The 20450-nt window shown below is 63.8% G+C and carries 20 protein-coding genes and 1 pseudogene; 15 read left to right on the top strand and 6 right to left on the bottom strand.

The annotated features are described in order from the left end of the window. Nucleotides 1–42 precede the first annotated feature (42 nt). A complete protein-coding gene (locus tag EOB59_RS04175) occupies nt 43–552 on the bottom strand; it encodes a flavin reductase (RefSeq protein ID WP_128287733.1) in 510 nt (169 codons plus the stop codon). A 6-nt stretch (nt 553–558) separates the two neighbouring features. Then, nucleotides 559–2103, bottom strand: a complete 1545-nt coding sequence (locus tag EOB59_RS04170) for a 4-hydroxyphenylacetate 3-hydroxylase N-terminal domain-containing protein (protein ID WP_128287732.1) — start codon at nt 2101–2103, stop codon at nt 559–561. Between the two features lie 92 nt (nt 2104–2195). Here EOB59_RS04170 and EOB59_RS04165 point away from each other — a divergent pair, with 92 nt between their 5' ends. From EOB59_RS04165 to EOB59_RS04090, 15 genes are all read left to right on the top strand, one after another. After that, nucleotides 2196–3065, top strand: coding sequence for a helix-turn-helix domain-containing protein (locus tag EOB59_RS04165; protein ID WP_128287731.1), 870 nt, complete (start codon nt 2196–2198; stop codon nt 3063–3065). Between the two features lie 161 nt (nt 3066–3226). Then, the gene (locus tag EOB59_RS04160) at nt 3227–3715 is read left to right on the top strand and encodes a hypothetical protein (RefSeq protein WP_128287730.1); all 489 of its coding nucleotides are present in this window, start codon (nt 3227–3229) and stop codon (nt 3713–3715) included. Between the two features lie 176 nt (nt 3716–3891). Next, a complete protein-coding gene (locus EOB59_RS04155; RefSeq protein WP_128287729.1) occupies nt 3892–4986 on the top strand; it encodes a transporter substrate-binding protein in 1095 nt (364 codons plus the stop codon). Next, nucleotides 4983–5600 carry an ANTAR domain-containing protein gene (locus tag EOB59_RS04150; protein ID WP_127268207.1) on the top strand — a complete coding sequence of 206 codons (618 nt, stop codon included), beginning with the start codon at nt 4983–4985 and terminating at the stop codon, nt 5598–5600. Before EOB59_RS04155 ends, EOB59_RS04150 begins: the two co-directional genes overlap by 4 nt. A 19-nt stretch (nt 5601–5619) precedes the next feature. After that, on the top strand, nt 5620–6486 hold the full coding sequence (locus EOB59_RS04145; protein WP_206622027.1) for an ABC transporter permease: 867 nt from the start codon (nt 5620–5622) through the stop codon (nt 6484–6486). Next, nucleotides 6483–7403: an ABC transporter permease gene (locus EOB59_RS04140; RefSeq protein WP_128287728.1), complete on the top strand. Its 921-nt coding sequence runs from the start codon at nt 6483–6485 to the stop codon at nt 7401–7403. The genes EOB59_RS04145 and EOB59_RS04140 overlap by 4 nt, the downstream gene beginning before the upstream one ends. 34 nt (nt 7404–7437) lie before the next feature. Then, on the top strand, nt 7438–9081 hold the full coding sequence (locus EOB59_RS04135; RefSeq protein ID WP_128287727.1) for an ABC transporter substrate-binding protein: 1644 nt from the start codon (nt 7438–7440) through the stop codon (nt 9079–9081). Then, a complete protein-coding gene (locus EOB59_RS04130) occupies nt 9071–10015 on the top strand; it encodes an acetamidase/formamidase family protein (RefSeq protein ID WP_127395845.1) in 945 nt (314 codons plus the stop codon). The genes EOB59_RS04135 and EOB59_RS04130 overlap by 11 nt, the downstream gene beginning before the upstream one ends. Nucleotides 10016–10226: 211 nt before the next feature. After that, nucleotides 10227–11990, top strand: coding sequence for an ABC transporter ATP-binding protein (locus EOB59_RS04120; RefSeq protein ID WP_128287726.1), 1764 nt, complete (start codon nt 10227–10229; stop codon nt 11988–11990). Nucleotides 11991–12195: 205 nt separating this feature from the next. Continuing rightward, entirely contained in the window at nt 12196–13404 is a 1209-nt protein-coding gene (locus tag EOB59_RS04115) for an ABC transporter substrate-binding protein (protein WP_027040146.1), read from the top strand. A gap of 12 nt (nt 13405–13416) precedes the next feature. Continuing rightward, nucleotides 13417–14196, top strand: a complete 780-nt coding sequence (locus EOB59_RS04110; RefSeq protein WP_128287725.1) for an ABC transporter ATP-binding protein — start codon at nt 13417–13419, stop codon at nt 14194–14196. Beyond that, nucleotides 14189–14899, top strand: a complete 711-nt coding sequence (locus EOB59_RS04105) for an ABC transporter ATP-binding protein (RefSeq protein WP_127267608.1) — start codon at nt 14189–14191, stop codon at nt 14897–14899. The genes EOB59_RS04110 and EOB59_RS04105 overlap by 8 nt, the downstream gene beginning before the upstream one ends. Before the next feature lie 7 nt (nt 14900–14906). Then, nucleotides 14907–15794 (top strand): branched-chain amino acid ABC transporter permease, encoded by an 888-nt coding sequence (locus EOB59_RS04100; RefSeq protein ID WP_128287724.1) that lies wholly within the window; start codon nt 14907–14909, stop codon nt 15792–15794. Nucleotides 15795–15816: 22 nt separating this feature from the next. Next, on the top strand, nt 15817–16788 hold the full coding sequence (locus EOB59_RS04095) for a branched-chain amino acid ABC transporter permease (RefSeq protein ID WP_127267612.1): 972 nt from the start codon (nt 15817–15819) through the stop codon (nt 16786–16788). 177 nt (nt 16789–16965) lie between these two features. After that, nucleotides 16966–18024 (top strand): aminopeptidase, encoded by a 1059-nt coding sequence (locus EOB59_RS04090; RefSeq protein WP_128287723.1) that lies wholly within the window; start codon nt 16966–16968, stop codon nt 18022–18024. 85 nt (nt 18025–18109) lie between these two features. Here the strand turns inward: EOB59_RS04090 and EOB59_RS04085 are convergent, their stop codons facing one another. The 4 genes and pseudogenes from EOB59_RS04085 to EOB59_RS35925 all read right to left on the bottom strand — a co-directional run. Continuing rightward, nucleotides 18110–18343, bottom strand: a complete 234-nt coding sequence (locus EOB59_RS04085; protein ID WP_127267610.1) for a hypothetical protein — start codon at nt 18341–18343, stop codon at nt 18110–18112. A gap of 104 nt (nt 18344–18447) precedes the next feature. Further along, nucleotides 18448–18831, bottom strand: a complete 384-nt coding sequence (locus EOB59_RS04080; RefSeq protein WP_127328086.1) for a VOC family protein — start codon at nt 18829–18831, stop codon at nt 18448–18450. 95 nt (nt 18832–18926) lie between these two features. Then, on the bottom strand, nt 18927–19907 hold the full coding sequence (locus tag EOB59_RS04075) for a 2-dehydropantoate 2-reductase (protein WP_128287722.1): 981 nt from the start codon (nt 19905–19907) through the stop codon (nt 18927–18929). 2 nt (nt 19908–19909) lie between these two features. After that, a pseudogene (locus tag EOB59_RS35925) lies at nt 19910–20450 on the bottom strand (AMP-binding protein); the annotation flags it as partial.

The raw sequence follows: 20450 nt of genomic DNA, 5'->3' as shown, positions 1-20450 counted from the left end.
AGGCGGAGGCCTTCCCGCCACCAAACCGTCTGACGCCCGGCTTCACCCGCCAAAGCTGCCCAGCCGCGTCGGCTGCGTATAGCTGCGGTCGACATAGAGCAGGGCCGAGCCGCCGCTGCCGTGCCGGACGTCGATGACGCGGCCGATCATGACATTGTGCGTGCCGACGACATGTACAGTCTCGATCTCGCAATCGAAATTGACGATCGCATCCGAGAGTGCCGGCGTGCCGGAGGTCAGCGTCTGCCAGCGCGCCGAGGCGTAGCGTGCCTCCATGTCCCTGGCCGCGCCAGCGAAGTTTCCCGCCAGATGCATGTGGTCATGCGTCAGCACGTTGACGCAGAAGCGCTGGTTGGACAGGAACATGGCGGCCTGCGTCGAGCGCCCGTTCATGCACACCAGCAGCATCGGCGGCTCGTCGGAGACGCTGCACATGGCGGTGGCGGTGAAGCCGCCGCGCCCTGCCGGGCCATCGGTGGTGACGATGTTGACCGGCGCACAGACCCTCGCCATGGCGTCGCGGAAATCGGCTTTCGAAATCTGCGTGGCCATCTGGTTTCACTCGGCCGTTGAGACAAGCGGATTGAACCAGGTATCGCCCGTCCAGCCATTCTCGTCATAGTCGGCCATGCAGGTGTCGACGAGCTCTTCCATCGCCTTCAGCCGCCCGCCGCGTTCAGCTCCTTTCAGCACCTGCAGCCGCACCTCTTCCGGCGCGCCGGCATAGTTGAGCTCGTAGAGCGCGTGGCGGCCGCCGAACTCGGTGCCGGTCGCGTCCCACAAAAGCTTCATGATCTTGATGCGCTCGATGTGGCCCATGTCGTTGGAGCCACGCACATATTGCGCCAGATACTTGTCGATCTCGGGGTTGTTGAAGTCGCGCACCGACGACGGCAGGTAGATCAGCCCGGACGCGATCACCCGGCGCACGGTGTCGATGACGCGCGGATAGGCTTCCGACATAAAGGTGCGGTAGGCGAGCGCGGCTTCCAGATTGGGCAGCACCGCGCCATTCGCCCACGGGATCGGGTTGTAGGCCATGGCGTTGGAAAAGCTCCAGAACATGTGCCTGAGCGCGATGACCTCGCCCAGTGCCGCCTGGTTGCCGCGGAAAGCATCGCCGCCCGTGGCGCGCAGCGCCTTGGCCAGCAGGCCGGCGAGGAAGTCGAGCTTGACGGCGAAACGCGTGCAGCCCTGGAAGCAGTAGCCATGCATGAAGCCGGACGCCGGGTGGAAGGACAGGATTTTCTGCGCGTCGCGCAGCACCAGAACGTCCTCCCAGGGGATGAAAACATTGTCGAGCACCAGGATCGCGTCGTTCTCGTCGAAGCGCGACGACAGCGGATAGTCGAAGGGCGCCGCCACCGTGTTGGCCGTCTGCTCGTAGGAGACGCGGCAGAACATCTTTATCCCCGGCGCATTCATCGGCACGATGAACATCACCGACAGCGACGGATCCTCAGTGATCGTCGCCGAGCCCTGCGCCAGAAAATTGTAGTGGGTCAGCGCCGAGGACGTCGCCACCACCTTGGCGCCGGAGACATAGATGCCGGCATCCGTCTCCCTGGTGATGTGGACGAAGACGTCCTTCACCTGTTCGGCCGGCTTGTGGCGGTCGATCGGCGGATTGACGATGGCATGGTTCATGAACAGTGCGGCTTCCTGGGCACGCCTGTGCCAGGACAGTGCATTGTCCTTGAACGGCCCGTACCAGTCGGCATTGGCGCCGAGCGTGTTCATCAGCGCCGCCTTGTAGTCGGGCGTGCGCCCCATCCAGCCATAGGACATGCGCGACCACTCGGCGATCGCCGTCTGCTGGGCGGCGAGTTCGCCAGAGGATTTGGCAACGCGGAAATATTTGTGGGTGTAGCCGCCCGAGCCGGTGTCGGTCGGCGAGGTCAGCGTGTCCCGTCGCAGGGGATCATGCAGCGCATCGTAGAGGCGCGCCAGCGACCGCGCCGAATTGCGCATCGACGGGTGCGTGGTGACATCGGCAATGCGTTCGCCATTGATATAGACCTCGCGGCCGTCGCGCAGGCTCTCCAGATACTCAGCCCCGGTGAACGGGCGTGCCTTATCAGTGCGGAAGTCTTCTGATCGCATGATGGTCCTCCTCTTGAGTCGCAACACTAGCGCCTTGGACATGCATCGGTTATGGACGGAACGGCAAAACCGATTGGACTTTTTCAGGCGCCATGAGCCAGAATTCCATCCCCGACTTCTTCGTCTATGGCGAGCCGGTGAGGCCGCTCGATGTCGGTTTCCTGCATGTCGAGACGGTTCTTGCGCGCAGCAATATCCATCTTGGTCAGGTTGCGGCGCACAAACATCCGCAGATGGGCCAGATCACCTACTGGACCAGCGGCTCCGGCACCTACCGTATCGAAGACCGATCCTGGGACTTTTCGGCGCCTGCCGTCAGCTTCGTGCCGAGCGCTGTCGTGCATGGCTTCTCGATCGGACCCGGCACCGACGCCATCGTCGTCTCGGTCGCCGACGGCGCGCTCGCGGCTATCGCCGCTCACAGCCTGCTGCCGCTGGACAGGCCGGTCTTTGCCGACGGTCTGCCACGACACGCAGCGTGGGCGAGACTGGCGGCGGTGCTGGAGATGATCGCCGCCGAATATGCCGAGGCGCAAGCCGGCAATGACAGGGTCCTGCCGTCGCTGATCGCCGTCGCACTCTCCCACATCGCGCGCCTCAGCCCCGGCGTGACCGCCTCCGCCGCCTCTTCCGATGCTTCGCTGGCGCGGGGCCTGCGTCGGCTCGCCGACGCGCATTTCCGCGACAACTGGCCGGTCGATCGCTACGTCGAGGCGCTGGCCACCACGCCGCATCTTCTCGACAAGGCTGCCCATGCGGTGCTGGGCGCCGGCGTCAAGCGGGTCGTCAGCGAAAGGCGGCTGCTGGAGGCCAAGCGTCTGCTGCTGTTCACCGTACGCACGGTGGAGGACATCGCCTACGAGATCGGCTTCGACGACCCGGCGTATTTTTCACGGTTCTTTCGCGCGCGGGTCGGCGAAGCGCCCGCCGCCTGGCGTAGGAAGCACTTGCAGGGCCATTGATCCTGCGTGAAATGCAGACCCGTGACGCGCAATTCTCCATGTTGCAGCCACAGCCACTTTCTCGTGAAGCTGAACGGGTTGATCCCTTCGCCTGTCTGCCTAGGTAGAAAGGAGCGGCGGGCGCCACGCAAATCTGACATCGGACCAATCTGACAGTCGGCATGATATTTTCCTGCATTCAAAAGCTTGCCCTCGCTGTTCTCTGTGTCGGCATCCAGTCTTCCTGCGTCGTTCCCGACGATACGTCGCGTATCGCCAAGGTTGATCCAACGGCGGCGGCCGCCCGCAAGGAGATGGTCGGCCTCAGCGAAGCCGATGTTCGAATGTGCGCCGGGTTTCCGACCGCCACCGCCGACGCCGGCCGATCGGGCCAGATCTGGACCTACAAGCGCATCGTCCAGCGCGGCAATCTCAGCATTGTGGTTCCGACTTTGGCGGTCGGCGCGATCCCCGCGGTCGGCGGCTCCGTCAATGTCGCTCCCGGCGGTTATTGCGACACGCAAATTCGCATAGTCGACGGCCGCGTCGCCGAAGTTGCCTATGCCGGCGACAACAATTTGCCGAACAGGCGCGACGCGCTTTGTGTCAGCACGGTGGACGCCTGTGTGACCTATGCCCGTCAACACGGTCAGAGGCCGGCGGCCAGATAGCCGGCGGCAGCGAAACGGCGATGACGGTCACGCAAATATCGTTGAGGGCTTGACTGACCCGCCGGACAGAATACGCTAGCGCAAAATACCGGCTCTGATCGCCGGGCGGCAAGAATGCCTCGTATGCCTCGCCCTTCCGGCGCTGGCTGCGAGGCATTGTCATTTTGGGGATCTGTTTGAAACGGCGTATCGAGATCGGCATCCTGTATTCCCGCTCGGGGAGCTATCAGCTCGTCTCCGATGCGTGCCGCATCGGCGCCATGCGCGCCATCGCCGACATCAACGCCGATCGCAGCTCAGGCATCGAACTGGTGCCGGTCGAGCGCGATCCGCAAAGCAATGCGGACCGCTACGCGACGCTGTGCGAGGATATTTTCAGGACCAGCAGCGCGCGCCATGTCGTCGGCTGCGTCACCTCGTGGAGCCGCAAGGAAGCCATTCCGGTGCTCGAGAAGGCGGGCGGCATGCTCTGGTACGCCTGCCCCTATGAGGGCTTCGAGGCCAACGAGCACGTCGTCTACATGCACGCCTGCCCCAACCAGCATCTGGTGCCGCTGATGGCGCATGTCGTGCCGCGTTTCGGCGCCAACGGTTTCCTGCTCGGCTCGAACTACATCTGGGGCTGGGAGATGAACCGCGTCGCGCGCGACCTGATCGCGGATGCCGGCGGCAAGGTGCTGGGCGAACGCTATCTGCGCATCGGCGAGACCGATGTGTCGCGGCTGATCGCGGAGATCCGCGCCACGCGGCCGAACTTCATCCTCAACAACCTGATCGGCACCTCGTCCTACGCCTTCCTCGCGGCCTATCGCGACCTGGGTCACGAGGATGCCGCCTTCAGTCCCGAGACTTGTCCCGTCATCTCCTGCAACCTCACCGAAGGTGAGCTGCCGGCGATCGGTGAATCCGGCAAGGGACATCTGTCGGTCGGGCCGTATTTCGCGCCGCGGCCGGCCGCCTTCGCCTCGTCTTTCGAGGCCTCCGCCTATGCCTCCGTGCAGGTGATGGCCGACGTGCTCTCCAGCAATCACGAAGCCGGTCCGGCGGAATTTTCCAGAGCCTTCGCAGAACGTCGCTTCTCCACCCGGCTCGGGCCGATAGCCATCGACGCCCATTCCCAGCACGCGACACTGCCGGTGATCATCGGGCGCATCGCGGATGGCTTCTTCGAGGTCGTCAGCCGCGAGGACGAAGTCGCGCCAGACCCGTATCTGTCGCGCTACGACCCGGCAAAAACATTCGGCCGCCCGCGCCTGAGGGTGGTGTCGTGACGAGAACCCCACGCATCCCCAATCTCGGCGGCGCCAGGGCCTTCATCCTGCACCGCCCGCATCCGACGGTGCAGGCGATCACCAGGCAATTGTCGGCCATCGGCCTGATCACGCTGGACTGCTGGCCCGAACTGCCGCCCGAGGCGCTGGCGGCCGATTTCGTCTTCTTCGACGCCGATCTCGGCTTCGACGAGCAATTCCCGTGGAAGCCGGGCGAAGCGCCGATGCCGCTGGTGGCGCTGATCGGTTCCGAGGCGCCCGGCCGCATCGAATGGGCGTTGTCGCACAAGGCCGACGCCCAGCTCTTGAAGCCGGTCGGCAATGCCGGCGTCTACAGCGCACTGCTGATCGCAAGGCAAAGTTTCGAGGCGCGAAAACACCTGGCCAGCGAAATCGCCTCGCTTCGCCAGCGCGTCGCCGAGCGCCAGACCATCGTGCGCGCGGTGACGGCACTGGCGAAAGGCGCCGATGACGGCCGCGCCTATGCGCAGCTTCGCTCGCTGGCGATGAGCTGGCAGATCAGCGTCGAGGATGCCGCGCGGCGGATCGTGGCCATGACAAGTGAAGAAGCAACGGGGGAAGAAGGCGGCGATGACCAGTCCCATCGCGCCTGATCTCACCGCACCAGGGCGCATGTCGGTCAAGCCGCGCGCCGGCGTCTGGCGCCGGCTGGTCAAACGCCGTCTGGCGCTGCTCGGGCTGGTGATCGTCGCCACCGTTGTCGCCGGCGCCGTGCTGGCGCCATGGCTGACCGGCTATGATCCCAACGAGCAGATGTTCGACGGCCTGACCATCGAGGGCTCGCCACTGCCGCCGGATGCAAAATTCTGGCTCGGCACCGACCTGCTCGGCCGCGACCTGTTGACCCGCATCCTCTACGGAGCCCGCACCTCGCTGATCATCGGCATCGTCGCCAATGGCGTGGCGCTGTTCATCGGCACGCTGGTCGGCGTTGTCGCCGGCTATTTCCGTGGCTGGATCGGCAGTGCGCTGATGCGTTTCACCGATTTGATGATGGCGTTTCCGGCACTGCTGCTCGCCATTTGCCTGGCCGCGGTGTTCGAGCCAAGCCTGTGGATCGTCGCCATGGTCATCGCCCTGGTCAACTGGGTGCAGACCGCCCGCGTTATCTACACCGAGACCTCTTCGCTCGCCGAACGCGAGTTCATCGACGCCGAGCGCACCATCGGGGCGAGCGCACCGCGCATCCTGTTTCGCCACATCCTGCCGCATCTCCTGCCGACCATCATCGTCTGGGGCACGCTCGGCATCTCGACCACGGTGCTGTTGGAGGCGACGCTCTCCTTTCTCGGCATTGGCGTGCAGCCGCCGACCGCGTCCTGGGGCAACATCATCTTCGAGAACCAGACCTACTTCCAGGCAGCACCCTGGCTGGTGTTCTTTCCCGGCGCGGCGATCCTGGCGCTGGCACTGGCCTTCAACCTGATCGGCGACGCGCTGCGCGACATCCTCGATCCGACGCAAAGGGGCCGGGCATGATCGCCTATCTCGGCCGCCGCCTGATCCAGTCGCTGCTGATCCTGCTCGGCGTCTCGCTGATCACCTTCGCGCTGCTCTATCTCCTGCCGGCCGACCCGGTGCGCCAGATCGCCGGCCGCAGCGCCACGCCGCAGACGGTTGAGAACATCCGCCAGCAGCTCGGCCTCGACCAGCCCTTCATCGTCCAGTACTGGCGCTATCTCACGAAGCTCGTCAGTGGCGATCTCGGCCGCTCCTACATCCAGCGCTCCGAAGTCACCGAGCTGATCGTCTCACGGCTCCCGGCCAGCCTGTTGCTGATGGTCGGCGCCATCCTGTGCGAGCTGCTGCTCGGCCTGAGCATGGGCCTGATCGCCGCCGTCAAGCGCGGCACCGGCACCGACCAGACGCTGATGGTCGCCTCCTTTGTCGGCGTCTCGGCGCCGCAATTCGTCGTCGGCCTGCTGCTGCTCTACGTCTTTGCCGTGCGGCTCAGCTGGTTCCCGATCGGCGGCTATGGCACCTGGCGTCATCTCGTGCTGCCGTCGCTGACCATGGGCATACTCGGCGCCGGCTGGTACGCCCGCATGATGCGCTCGTCGATGATCGATGTTCTGCGTCAGGATTATGTCCGCACCGCCCGCGCCAAGGGCCTGGCGCGGCGAGCCATCCTGTTCCGACATGCACTGCCCAACGCCATCCTGCCGGTCATCGCCATGATCGGCATCGACATCGGCATCTTCATGGGTGGCATCGTCGTCGTCGAAAGCGTGTTCGGCTGGCCTGGCATTGGCCAGCTGGCGTGGCAGGCCATCCAGCGCGTGGACATCCCGATCATCATGGGCGTCACCCTGGTCTCGGCCTTCGCCATCGTGCTCGGCAATCTGCTGGCCGACGTCATCGCGCCCTTCATCGACCCCCGCATCAAGCTCAGATGAAAATGAAAACCAGACAGAGAAAGGGAACATAAAAATGAAAAAGTTTCTCGCATCCACGGTAGCGGCATCGGCGCTGGCGCTGATGCTCGGCATGACAAGTGTTCGCGCCGAGGACACCGTCGATCCGAACGCCAAACAGGGCGGCGCCATCACCATCACCTACAAGGACGATGTCGCCACGCTCGATCCGGCGATCGGGTATGACTGGCAGAACTGGTCGATGATCAAGAGCCTGTTCGACGGGCTGATGGATTACGAACCTGGCACCACCAATTTGAAGCCCGACCTTGCCGAGAGCTACGAGATAGCGCCCGACGGGAAGACCTTCACCTTCAAGCTGCGCCATGGCGTGAAATTCCACAATGGCCGCGAGATGACCGCCGACGACGTGAAATATTCGCTCGACCGCGTCACCAATCCCAAGACCCAGAGCCCCGGCGCCGGCTTTTTCGGCTCGATCAAGGGCTATGACGATGTCGCCGCCGGCAAGGCCGAGAGCCTCTCCGGCGTCACCGTCGTCGATCCCTACACGGTCAAGTTCGAGCTGACCCGGCCCGACGCCACTTTCCTGCATGTCATGGCCATCAACTTCTCGCATGTCGTGCCGAAGGAAGAGGTCGAGAAATACGGCGCCGATTTCGGCAAGCATCCGGTCGGCACCGGCGCCTTCAAGCTCGCCGAGTGGACACTCGGCCAGCGCATCGTCTTCGAGCGCAATGCGGACTATTGGCACAAGGGCCTGCCGCATCTGGACAAGATCACCTTCGAGATCGGCCAGGAGCCGATCGTTGCGCTGCTGCGCCTGCAGAAGGGCGAGATCGACGTGCCCGGCGACGGCATTCCGCCGGCAAAATTCCAGGAGGTGATGGCCGATCCGGAGCAGAAGGCGCGCGTCGTCGAAGGCGGCCAGCTGCACACCGGCTATGTCACCATGAACACCACCATGGCGCCGTTCGACAATGTGAAGGTGCGCCAGGCGGTCAACATGGCGATCAACAAGGCGCGCATCATCCAGATCATCAACGGCCGCGCTGTGCCGGCCAACCAGCCGCTGCCGCCGTCGATGCCCGGCTACGACAAGGAGTACAAGGGCTATCCCTATGACGTCGCCAAGGCCAAGGCGCTGCTTGCCGAGGCCGGTCATCCCGATGGTTTCGACACGCAATTGTTCGCCATGAACACCGATCCCAACCCGCGCATCGCTCAGGCGATCCAGCAGGATCTGGCGGCGATCGGCATCAAGGCCAGCATCCAGTCGCTGGCTCAGGCAAACGTCATTGCCGCCGGCGGCGACAAGGCCGGCGCACCGATGATCTGGTCCGGCGGCATGGCCTGGATCGCCGACTTCCCGGATCCGTCGAACTTCTACGGCCCGATCCTCGGCTGCGCCGGCGCGGTGCCGGGCGGCTGGAACTGGTCGTGGTACTGCAACAAGGATCTCGACGCCAAGGCGGCCGAGGCCGACTCGGTGGTCGACCCGGCCAAGGCCGGCGAGCGCGACAAGATGTGGAGCGCCATCTACGACAAGGTGATGGAAGACGCGCCCTGGGCGCCGGTCTTCAACGAGCAGCGCTTCACCATGAAGTCGGCGCGCATGGGCGGCGCCGACAACCTCTATGTCGACCCGGTCCATATCCCGATCAACTACGACAATGTGTACGTAAAAGATGTGCAATAACTGCGACTACACCATCCACGGGCGCCAACATCATTTCGGCTGGGACAATTCGTTTGTCCCGGCCGAGCGGGTGGCGCCCGGCTCGACCATCGAGTTCCAGTGCCTCGATTCCTCCGGCGGCCAGTTGCAGGCCGACAGCACGGTCGCCGACGTCGCCAGGCTCGACTTCGCCACCGTCAATCCGGTGACCGGGCCGATCTTCGTCGAGGGCGCCGAGCCGGGCGATGCACTGAAGGTGACGATCGAGATGTTCAAACCATCCGGCTTCGGCTGGACGGCCAACATTCCCGGTTTCGGGCTGCTCGCCGACGACTTCAAAGAGCCGGCGCTGAACATCTGGAAATACGACGCCGTCTCGCTCGAGCCGGCGCTGTTCGGCAAAAATGCGCGTGTGCCGTTGAAACCCTTCGCCGGCACCATCGGCAACGCGCTGGCGGAAAAGGGCCACCATTCGGTGGTGCCGCCAAGGCGCGTCGGCGGCAATCTCGACATCCGCGATCTCGCCGCCGGCACCACGCTGTACCTGCCGGTGGAAGTGGCGGGCGCGCTGTTTTCGGTCGGCGATACCCATGCCGCGCAAGGCGACGGCGAGGTCTGCGGCACGGCGATCGAAAGCCCGATGGACGTCGTGCTCAAGCTCGATCTGGTCAAGGACGCCAGGCTGAAGACGCCGCGCTTCACCACGCCAGGCCCGGTGACGCGCCATCTCGACGCCAAGGGCTATGAGGTGACGACCGGCATCGGTCCGGACCTGATGGCCGGCGCCAGGGAGGCGGTTGCCCAGATGGTCGACCTGCTCGCCGGCCGTTACAAGATCGACCCGGTCGAAGCCTATATGTTGGCCTCTGTCTGCGGTGATCTCAGGATCAGCGAGATCGTCGACATACCGAACTGGGTGGTGTCGTTCTACTTCCCGCGCTGCGTGTTTGAATGATGTCAAGTCGGCGCTGCACCCCCCTCTGTCCTGCCGGACATCTCCCCCTCAAGGGGGGAGATCAGATGTCACTTCGGCTTTCGCCAATCTCTAATGTTGCAAGGGGGAGCGCCGGCCCACGTGACGGCCAATCTCCCCCCTTGAGGGGGAGATGTCCGGCAGGACAGAGGGGGGCGTGCCGGAATAAACCTCTCAGAACTTTGCCTTTGCAATGACCTCAACCCCCGAACCCATCCTCGACATCGCCAACCTCTGCGTCAGCGTGCGCGGCGAGGACGGCGAGCGCGAGGTCGTCTCCGACCTGTCGCTGACGCTGGCGCGTGGCGAGACGCTCTGCATTGCCGGTGAATCCGGCTCCGGCAAATCGATGACCGCACTGGCCATCATGCAATTGCTGCCGCAGCCGGCGGCGCGCATATCGTCTGGGAAAATCCATCTGGGCGATACAGATCTGACGACTCTCGACGAGCGCGGGATGCGGCGCATTCGCGGCGACCGCATCGCCATGATCTTCCAGGAGCCGATGACCTCGCTCAACCCGGTGCTGTCGATCGGCCGGCAGCTCACCGAATCCATCGAGGCACACACCAGCCTGTCGCAGGGCGAAGCTCGTCAGCGCGCCATCGAGGCGTTGAAGGCGGTGCGCATTTCGGAAGCCGAAAGCCGGCTAAAGCAGTTTCCGCACGAGCTCTCCGGCGGCATGCGCCAGAGGGTGATGATCGCCATGGCGCTGGCGCTCGAGCCGGACGTGCTGATCGCCGACGAGCCGACGACCGCACTTGACGTCACCGTGCAAGGCGAGGTGCTGGAGCTGCTGCGCGACCTGCAGCGCCAGCACGGCACCAGCGTCATCCTGATCACCCACGATATGGGCGTCGTCGCCGAAATGGCCGACCGCGTCATCATCATGCGGCATGGCCGCATGGTCGAAGAGGGAAAAACCGCTGACATTTTTGCCAGGCCGCAAGCCGACTACACGCGCGAGCTGCTGGCCGCCGTGCCGCGCATTGGCAGCGGTATCGGCCGCCAGAAATCCAGGGATGCCGAGACGGCGATGCCGGCCAATGTCGCAGAAGTCAACGACCTGCATGTCCGCTTCGACCTGCATGGCGGCTTCTTCGGCCGGGTCACCCGGCGCGTCCACGCGGTGGAAGGCGTGACCTTCTCGATCGCGCCCAACGAGACGCTGGCGCTGGTCGGCGAATCCGGCTGTGGCAAGTCGACCACCGCCAAGGCGCTGGCCGGACTGGTGCCCTACAGCGGCGATATCGCGGTTGGCGGGCGCAATCTGTCCGGCCTTGGTCGCGACGAGCGTAAGGCGGTGCGCCGCGACGTGCAGATGATTTTTCAGGATCCCTACGCCTCGCTCGACCCGCGCATGCGCGTCGGCGAACTCGTCGCCGAGCCGCTGCTGATCCATGGCATCGCCTCGAAGCAGGAGCGCAGTGACCGTGTCGCGGCGCTGTTCGAGCGCGTCGGCCTGTCGGCCGATCAGATGGAGCTCTATCCGCATGAATTCTCCGGCGGCCAGCGCCAGCGCGTCTGTATTGCACGCGCTCTTGCGCTGCGGCCGAAGCTGATCATCGCCGACGAAAGCGTCTCGGCGCTCGACGTTTCGGTGCAGGCGCGCGTGCTCGATCTGTTGAAGGAATTACAGCGCGAATTCGGCGTCGCCTATCTCTTCATCTCGCACGACATGGCTGTGGTCGAGAACATCTCCGACCGCGTCGCCGTCATGTATCTCGGCCAGATCGTCGAGATGGGCACACGCGACCAAGTCTTTTCCAACCCGCGCCACCCCTACACCAGACGCCTCATCCAAGCCGTGCCGGTGCCCGATCCAGCCAAGCGAAGAAGCCGCTTCGCCCGCCTCGACCAGGAGATCCCGAGCGCCACCCGCAAGATCGGCGAGGCGCCGTTGAAACTGGCGCTGAGGGATGTCGGCAACGGCCACCTCGTCGCCGCCGAGGGCTGAGCCGGCACTGCCGCCGGCGGTTCACGTGTTTGTGTCTCTATCTCGCGCTCAAGGCTCGCATTCCGCCGCCAAACCGTATCGCTTCGAGCACGAAATCCCTAACGGCCTCTTGCCCTCTGTCCCTATCTTCCTCATGTTCAATACCATTGCGATGATCGATCGTAGGAGGGTCGGTCGGATTCATCGCTATGGGAGGAAGTCAACCATGAAGGTAAGCCTTTTCGTTTCCGCGGCACTTCTCGCCGCATCCGCGATCCCCGCCTCGGCCGCTGAAATTTCCGACGGCAAGGTCAAGATCGGCATCCTCAACGACCAATCGGGCGTCTACGCCGATTTCGGCGGCAAGTGGTCGGTCGAGGCGGCCAAGATGGCGGTCGAGGATTTCGGCGGCAAGGTGCAGGGAGCGCCGATAGAAATCATCAGCGCCGACCACCAGAACAAACCGGATATCGCCTCCAACATCGCGCGGCAGTGGTATGACACCGAGCAGGTCGATGCCATCATGGAACTGACGACCTCTTCGGTGGCGCTCGCCGTCCAGGGGATTTCCAAGGAAAAGAAGAAGATCGACATCGTCACCGGCGCGGCGACCACGGAGCTGACCGGCAAACAATGCTCGCCCTATGGCTTCCACTGGGCCTATGACACTCATTCGCAAGCGGTTGGGACAGGCGGCTCTCTCGTGCAGCAGGGCGGCGACAGCTGGTTCTTCGTCACCGTCGACTATGCATTCGGCTATTCGCTGAAGGATCAGACCACCAAGTTCGTCGAGAGCCATGGCGGCAAGGTGCTGGGCGAGGTGCGTTATCCCCTGGGATCGACCGATTATTCGTCCTTCCTGCTGCAGGCGCAATCGTCGGGCGCCAAGGTCATCGGCCTGGCCAATGCCGGCCTCGATACCTCCAACTCCATCAAGCAGGCGGCCGAATTCGGCATCGTGCAGGGCGGTCAGCGTCTTGCCGCACTCCTGTTCACGCTGGCCGAGGTGCATGGGCTTGGCCTTCAAGCGGCGCAGGGCGTTGTGCTGACCGAAGGCTATTATTGGGATCGCGACGACAAGAGCCGCGAATTTGGGCAGCGCTTCTTCAAGCGCACCAACCGCATGCCGAACATGATCCAGGCCTCGACCTATTCGGCGGTGACGCAGTATTTGAAAGCGATCGACAAGGCCGGCACCGACGAGACCGAAGCGGTCGCCAAGCAACTGCATTCGATGCCCGTGGACGACGCCGCGATAACCAACGGCAAAGTGCAGGCGGACGGCAACATGGTCCACGACATGTACCTCTATCAGGTCAAGTCGCCAGCCGAGAGCACCAAGGAGTGGGACTACTACAAATATCTTGCCACCATTCCTGGCAACGAGGCCTTCCTGAGCGAAAAGGAAAGCGGCTGTCCGACGGCCGGCCAGTGATCGGCGCGGCCGATGGCGCCGACTGACCTGAGCGCGAACGAGCCGCCTGTGGTGCTTTCCGCCCGCGGGTTGCGGCGTGACTTTGCCGGCTTCATCGCCGTGAAAAACGTCGATCTGGATGTTCGCCATGGCAACATCCATGCCCTGATCGGACCCAACGGCGCCGGCAAGACGACCGTCTTCAACCTGCTCACCAAGTTCCTGGCGCCGACCAGCGGCAGGATCGAGCTGCTTGGCCATGACATCACCCGCACGTCGCCGGCCAAGGTCGCGCGGATGGGCCTGGTGCGCTCGTTCCAGATATCGGCGATTTTTCCGCACCTCAGCGTGCTCGACAATGTCCGCGTCGCCCTGCAGCGGCCGGGCGGGCTCAGCGTTCAGTTCTGGCGCTCGCTGGCGGCGCTCGACCGGCTGACGCCGCGTGCCGAGGAATTGCTTCGCTCGGTCGGTCTCGACGACGCCAGGAACAGGCTCGCCGGCGACCTTTCCTATGGCAGGAAACGCGTGCTCGAGATCGCCACGACCCTGGCGCTCGATCCGAAAGTGCTGCTGCGGGACGAGCCGATGGCCGGCATGGGGCACGAGGACGTGGCCACGGTTTCCGACCTTATCCGTTCGGTGGCCAAGGATCGCGCCGTGCTGATGGTCGAGCACAATCTGACTGTCGTGGCCGACCTTTGCGACTGGATAACGGTCATGCAGCGCGGCGAGGTGCTGGCCGCCGGCGACTACGCCACGGTCAGCCGCGACGAGCGCGTCAAGATCGCCTATATGGGCACCGCCGATGACTAGTACCGCACCTCTGCTTGCCGTCAGCGGCCTCAACGCCTGGTATGGCGAGGGCCATGCGCTGCACGGCGTCGATCTGGAAGTGTATTCCGGCGAGACGGTCACACTGCTCGGCCGCAATGGCGTCGGCAAGACGACGACGCTGCGCGCCATCATGGGGCTGATCCGCAAGCGAACCGGCGGGATCGCCTTCGACGGCCAGGATCTGATGCGGCTGCCGCTGCACCGCACCGCGCATCAGGGCATCGGCTTCGTGCCGGAGGAGCGCGGTATTTTCGCCACGCTGACCGTCGACGAGAACCTGGTTCTGCCGCCGGTCGTGGCCGAGGGCGGCATGAGCGTCGAGGAGATATTCGATCTGTTCCCCAATCTGAAGGAGCGGCGCAACAGTCCCGGCACCAGGCTGTCGGGCGGCGAACAGCAGATGCTGGCGATCGCGCGCATGTTGAGAACGGGTGTGAAAATGCTGCTTCTCGACGAGCCGACGGAGGGGCTCGCTCCCGTCATCGTGCAGCGCATCGGCGCGTTGCTGGCGACGTTGAAAAAGCGCGGCATGACGATCCTGCTGGTCGAGCAGAATTTTCGCTTCGCCAGCCGTGTCGCCGATCGTTTCTATCTGATGGAGCACGGCAAGGTGGTGGCGGGGTTTCCGGTCGGCGAGCTGCCGGACCGCATGACGCAGCTCCACGAAGTCCTGGGTGTATGATGGCGCCATGACGATGATCTTCGGCATCCCCGTTCAGGCCTTCCTCGGCCAGTTGCTGGTCGGCCTGATCAACGGCTCGTTCTACGCCATGCTGAGCCTGGGCCTGGCTGTCATATTCGGCTTGCTGCGCGTCATCAATTTCGCCCATGGCGCCCAGTATATGCTCGGCGCCTTCGTCGGCTATCTGCTGCTCACCTATCTCGGCATCGGCTACTGGCCCGCCTTGATCCTTGCCCCGCTGATCGTCGGTGTCTTCGGCATCGTGGTCGAGCGCCTGGCGCTGTCGCGGCTGTACGATCTCGATCCGCTCTACGGGCTGCTCTTCACCTTCGGCCTCGCGCTCGTGCTCGAAGGCATCTTCCGCTACTATTACGGCGTCTCGGGAAACCCCTACGCGGTGCCGCCGCTGCTTGCGGGAGGCACCAATCTCGGCTTCATGTTCCTGCCCAACTATCGCGGCTGGGTCGTCGTCGCCTCGCTGATCGTCTGCTTCGGAACCTGGGCGCTGATCGAGAAGACCAGGCTCGGTTCCTACCTGCGCGCCGCAACGGAGAATCCCCGCCTCGTCCAGGCTTTCGGCGTCAACGTGCCGTTGCTGCTGACGCTGACCTACGGCCTCGGCTCCGCGCTGGCTGGGCTTGCCGGAATTCTGGCAGCGCCGATCTATCAGGTGAGCCCGCTTATGGGGTCGGATCTCATCATCGTCGTCTTCGCCGTCGTCGTGGTCGGCGGCATGGGATCGATCCTTGGCGCCATCGTCACCGGCTACATGCTCGGCCTTGCCGAAGGCCTGACCAAGGTCTTCTACCCCGAGGCCTCCAACCTCGTGGTCTTCGTCAACATGGCCATCGTGCTTCTGGTCCGGCCGGCCGGCCTGTTCGGAAGGGACGCCTGACATGTCGGAAGAGACATCTGACATGTCGGAACTGACGCTTCGCGAGACATCGGCCAAAACCTCGGCACGGCTTGAATGGACGCTGGTCGGGCTCGGCATCCTGGCGCTGCTGGTGGCGCCTTTCCTGGTCTATCCGATCTTCCTGATGAAGATGCTGTGCTTTGCGCTGTTTGCCTGTGCGTTCAATCTCCTGCTTGGCTACACCGGGCTGCTGTCGTTCGGCCACGCCACCTTTTTCGGCGGCGCCGCCTACTTCACGGCGCATGCCGTCAAGGTCTGGGGCTGGCCGCCGGAAGCCGGCATTCTGCTCGGCATGGCGGGTGCGGCCCTGCTTGGCTTCGTCATGGGCTTCTTCGCCATTCGCCGGCAAGGCATCTATTTCGCCATGATCACGCTGGCGCTGTCGCAGATGTTCTTCTTCTTCTGCGTGCAGGCGCCGTTCACGCAAGGCGAGGATGGCATCCAAGGTGTGCCGCGCGGCATGCTGCTAGGCGTCCTCGACCTGAACGTCTCGCTGAACATGTATTATTTCGTGCTGGCGGTGTTCCTCGTCGGCGTCTTCGCCATCTGGCGCATCGTCAATTCGCCGTTCGGCATGATCCTGCGCTCGATCCGCGAGAACGAGAACCGCGCCATTTCGCTGGGCTATTCCGTCGCCAACTACAAGCTCGGCGCCTTCGTCATGTCGGCGGCGCTGGCCGGGCTGGCCGGATCGCTCAAGGCGATCGTTTTCCAGTTCGCCACGCTCACCGACGTCACCTGGCAGATGTCGGGCGAGGTGATCCTGATGACGCTTCTGGGCGGCATCGGCACCATGGTCGGGCCGATCATCGGCGCCAGCCTTGTCATCGGCCTGGAAAACACGCTTGCCACTTCTGGCTTTCCGGTGACCATCGCCACTGGCCTGATCTTCATGGTGTGCGTGCTCGTCTTCCGGCGCGGCATCGTCGGCGAATTTTACGCGCGGATTTTCAAGCGGGCGGGAAAGGACTGATCAGCTGCAGGTTGATGGGACGCGGCTTGCGCGTGATGACGCATGCGTCTCCCCAATGAGCACCTGTCCGGATACTTCAGAAAGCTATAGACCTCGATCAAATCGATGCGACTGCTTGCGACCTGGGGCAATTGCGACTCCATCGGAACGGGTGAGCACTGCTTTGGGCAAATCGTGATGCGCGCATTCTTTCGATTGCTTGTCGTTGTAATCGTGGCGTCCGGCGTGACCGGTTGCACCAGTATTTCCTACTACGCGCAATCCGTGCAGGGCCATCTGCGGATCATGACAGCGCGCCAGGATGTCGGAAAACTGATCGAGGATCCGTCGACGCCGAAGGCATTGCGCGCGCGAATGGCATCGGCGAGCGCTATACGACAGTTCGCAACGGATGAACTGGCGCTGCCTGACAACAACAGCTACCGCAGCTATGTCGACATTGGTCGGGACTCGGTGACATGGGCCGTCTTCGCCGCGCCGGCATTTTCGCTGACGCCGCGAACATGGTGTTTCCCTGTTTTCGGCTGTGTTCCCTACCGGGGGTATTTCTCCAGGAAGTCCGCGACTGAAACCGCTGTCGAACTTCAAGGACAGGGCATGGACATCTATGTGACGGGCATCACGGCATATTCCACGCTTGGCTGGTCGAGCGACCCGCTGCTCAGCACGATGTTCGGCCAGGATGAAACCTATCTTGCAGCGCTGGTGTTCCATGAACTGGCCCACCAGCGCGTCTACGTGCACGACGATTCCGCATTCAACGAGGCGTTCGCTGTCGCCGTCGAAACAACCGGCGTGAAAAAATGGCTGCGCGCGACTGGCGATGCCGCCGCATTGCGCCCTTACGAAGCCGCCCGGAGGCGCAAGGCTGAATTTCTTGCGCTGGTGTCGCGGACCCGCGACGAGCTGACGCAAGTCTATTCCAACTCCGGCACCTCGGAGCAAAAACTGGCCGCGAAGACGGCCGCGATTGAACGGCTGCGGATGCGCTACCGACACATGCGCGACAGGCGCTGGGGCCGATACCGGGGATACGACGCCTGGTTCGCTTCCCCGATCAACAATGCAAAGCTCGCCGCGACGTCCGTCTATAGCGATCGGGTGACCGCGTTTCTGCGCCTGTTCGATCTGTGTTCGGGCGACTATGTCAGGTTCTATGCGTCAGTCCGACGGATTGGCGCACTGGACCAAGCTCACCGCGTCGATGCACTTGCGGCGGCAGATCGCTGTTATTGAGCCGGTCAAAAGGGATGGCCCGAAGCGTCGGGGAACTTGCGTCCGAAACCAACCAAATCGCGCGATTGAGATCGCCCGCGCGGTTCTACTGGTCCGAGAACTTCACGCTCACGCCGCGCTGCCGAAAATAAGCCTGCATCAACTTGCGGCCCGAGCGGTTGTTCTGCGCCAGCTTGGCCGGATCGAACACCGCCTGTTTGATCCCTTCTCGCGTCAGCGCCGCCTTAAGCGCCGCGATATGTGTGTCGATGTCGGCATTGTCCGCCCGGAGCGAGGCATAGATGCTCTCGGTCGCCTCGGCCACGGTCAGTTCGCTCATTGGTGTCGTCCTTTGGTTGGTTGGGCGGCGCTTAGCACAGATTCGCGGTCCGCCGATACCGAGACCGTCAGTACACAGCGCCCGTCGCGAAAGCGAACCGTTCCTTATGGGGCTTCGTAGAGTTCCAGCGGCAATCCATCCGGGTCCCTGAAAAAGGTAAACCGTTGGTCCGTATATGGGTCGATCCGGATAGGCTCGACGGCAACGCCTGCGGCTTCCAGGCGGATAATTACGGGCTCAAGATTAGCCACAGCGAATGCCAGATGTCTCAGGCCTGTAGCCTCTGGGTGGGATGGCCGCATCGCTGGTGCAGGGAAGGAGAACAATTCCAGTTGGGCCGACCCGATCCGCAGATCCGCCTTCCATGATTGCCGCTCCTCCCGATAAACCTCCCGGATCAGATCGAGGCCGAGGAGTTCGACGTAGAACCGTCGCGACTGGTCGTAGTCGGTGCAGATGAGCGCGACGTGGTGAATGGCGTTCAGCATGCTGCTAACCTTGGTCAAGCCGGGATATGAGGCCAAGACGCTTCAAGGCCTGGATCGTCGCGCGCCACGGCTCTGATTTGCCCTGTCCTTCCATCTCACCCATAACACCCGCGTTCCACCGCCAGCCGCCGCACCAGCGCCAGCACGGCATCGATGGTCGGGGTCGGCTTGTCCGTGAGCCGGCCAAGTTCCTGCACCGCGCTCACCAGCGCGTCGATCTCCATCGGCCTGCCGCGCTCCAGGTCCTGCAGCATCGAGGTCTTGTGTTCGCCGACATCGCCGGCGCCCTTGATGCGCCGGTCGACCGCTATGGGAAAACGCACGCCGAGGCTTTCGCCGATCGCCTGCGCCTCCAGCATCATGGTGCGGGCCAGCGTGCGGGTGCCATCGTCGGCAACGATCGCGGCCAGCGTGCTGCCGGTCAGCGCCGAGATCGGGTTGAAGGAGAGATTGCCCCACAGTTTTACCCAGATTTCGCTACGGATGTCCTCGCGCACCGGCGCTTGCAGGCCGGCCTTGACCATCTCCTCGGCCAGAAGCGTGACCCGTTCGCTGCGCTCGCCGGAGGGTTCGCCGAGCGAGAAACGTTTGCCCTCGACATGGCGGATGAGACCCGGCGCATCGACCTCGACGGCGGGATAGACGCCCGAGCCGATGACGCGGTCCGGTCCGATCCGCTGCCAGATCGCGCCGCCGGGGTCGACCGCGTTCAGCCTGGTGCCTTCGAGCGGCCCGCCGACGCCGTGGAAATACCACCAGGGCACGCCGTTCTGCATGGTGACGACTGATGTGTGGTCCCCGAGCAGCGGCGCGATCTGGTCGAGGGCTGGGGAGAGCGAATGGGCTTTCAGCGCCAGCACGACGTAATCCTGGGCGCCAAGCTCGTCGGCTTTGGCGGCGGCCCGGACGGGGACCGAAATCTCCTGGCCATCCTCGATCAGGCGCAGGCCGTCCGCCTTGATGGCTTCCAGATGGGCGCCGCGCGCGACGATCGAAAGATCGGTCCGCCCAGTGATGGCGAGCTTGGCCGCAAGATAGCCGCCAATCGCACCGGCGCCGAAGATGGTGATCTTCATCGTCAAAGCCCGAGTTTGGCAGCAAGGCCGATGCGCTGCAATTTGCCGGTCGCACCCTTGGGGATCTCGTCCAGGATCAGGATCTTGCGCGGCACCTTGAAATCGGCAAGCCGTGTCGCGGCATAGGTGCGGATGTCGCCCTCGGTGGCACTGATGCCTTCGCGCAGCACAACCGCCGCGGCCACCTCCTCGCCAAGCTTGTCATGCGGCATGGCGAAGGTGACGACCTGCGCCACCGCCGGATGGTCCATCAGCACGTCGTCGACCTCGAGCGGCGAGATCTTTTCGCCACCGCGGTTGATGATCTCCTTGAGCCGACCGGTGACCCTGAGATAGCCGTCCTCGTCGAGCACGCCCTGGTCGCCAGTGTGGAACCAGCCATGCGCGAAAGCCGTGGCATTGGCATCCGGGTTCTTCTCGTAACCCGTCGTGACATTGGGTCCGCGAATGACGATCTCGCCTGTCTCGCCGGCTGCGAGCAGCCGCCCGTCAGGCGCCATGACAGCCACGGCCGGACCGGCGGAGGCACCGACGCTGCCCGGC

It is taken from the genome of Mesorhizobium sp. M7A.F.Ca.MR.176.00.0.0, from assembly GCF_004023165.1.
GTDB lineage: Bacteria > Pseudomonadota > Alphaproteobacteria > Rhizobiales > Rhizobiaceae > Mesorhizobium.
The sequence above is the reverse complement of the archived record's forward strand: the minus strand, read 5'-3'. Positions and strand labels throughout refer to the sequence as shown.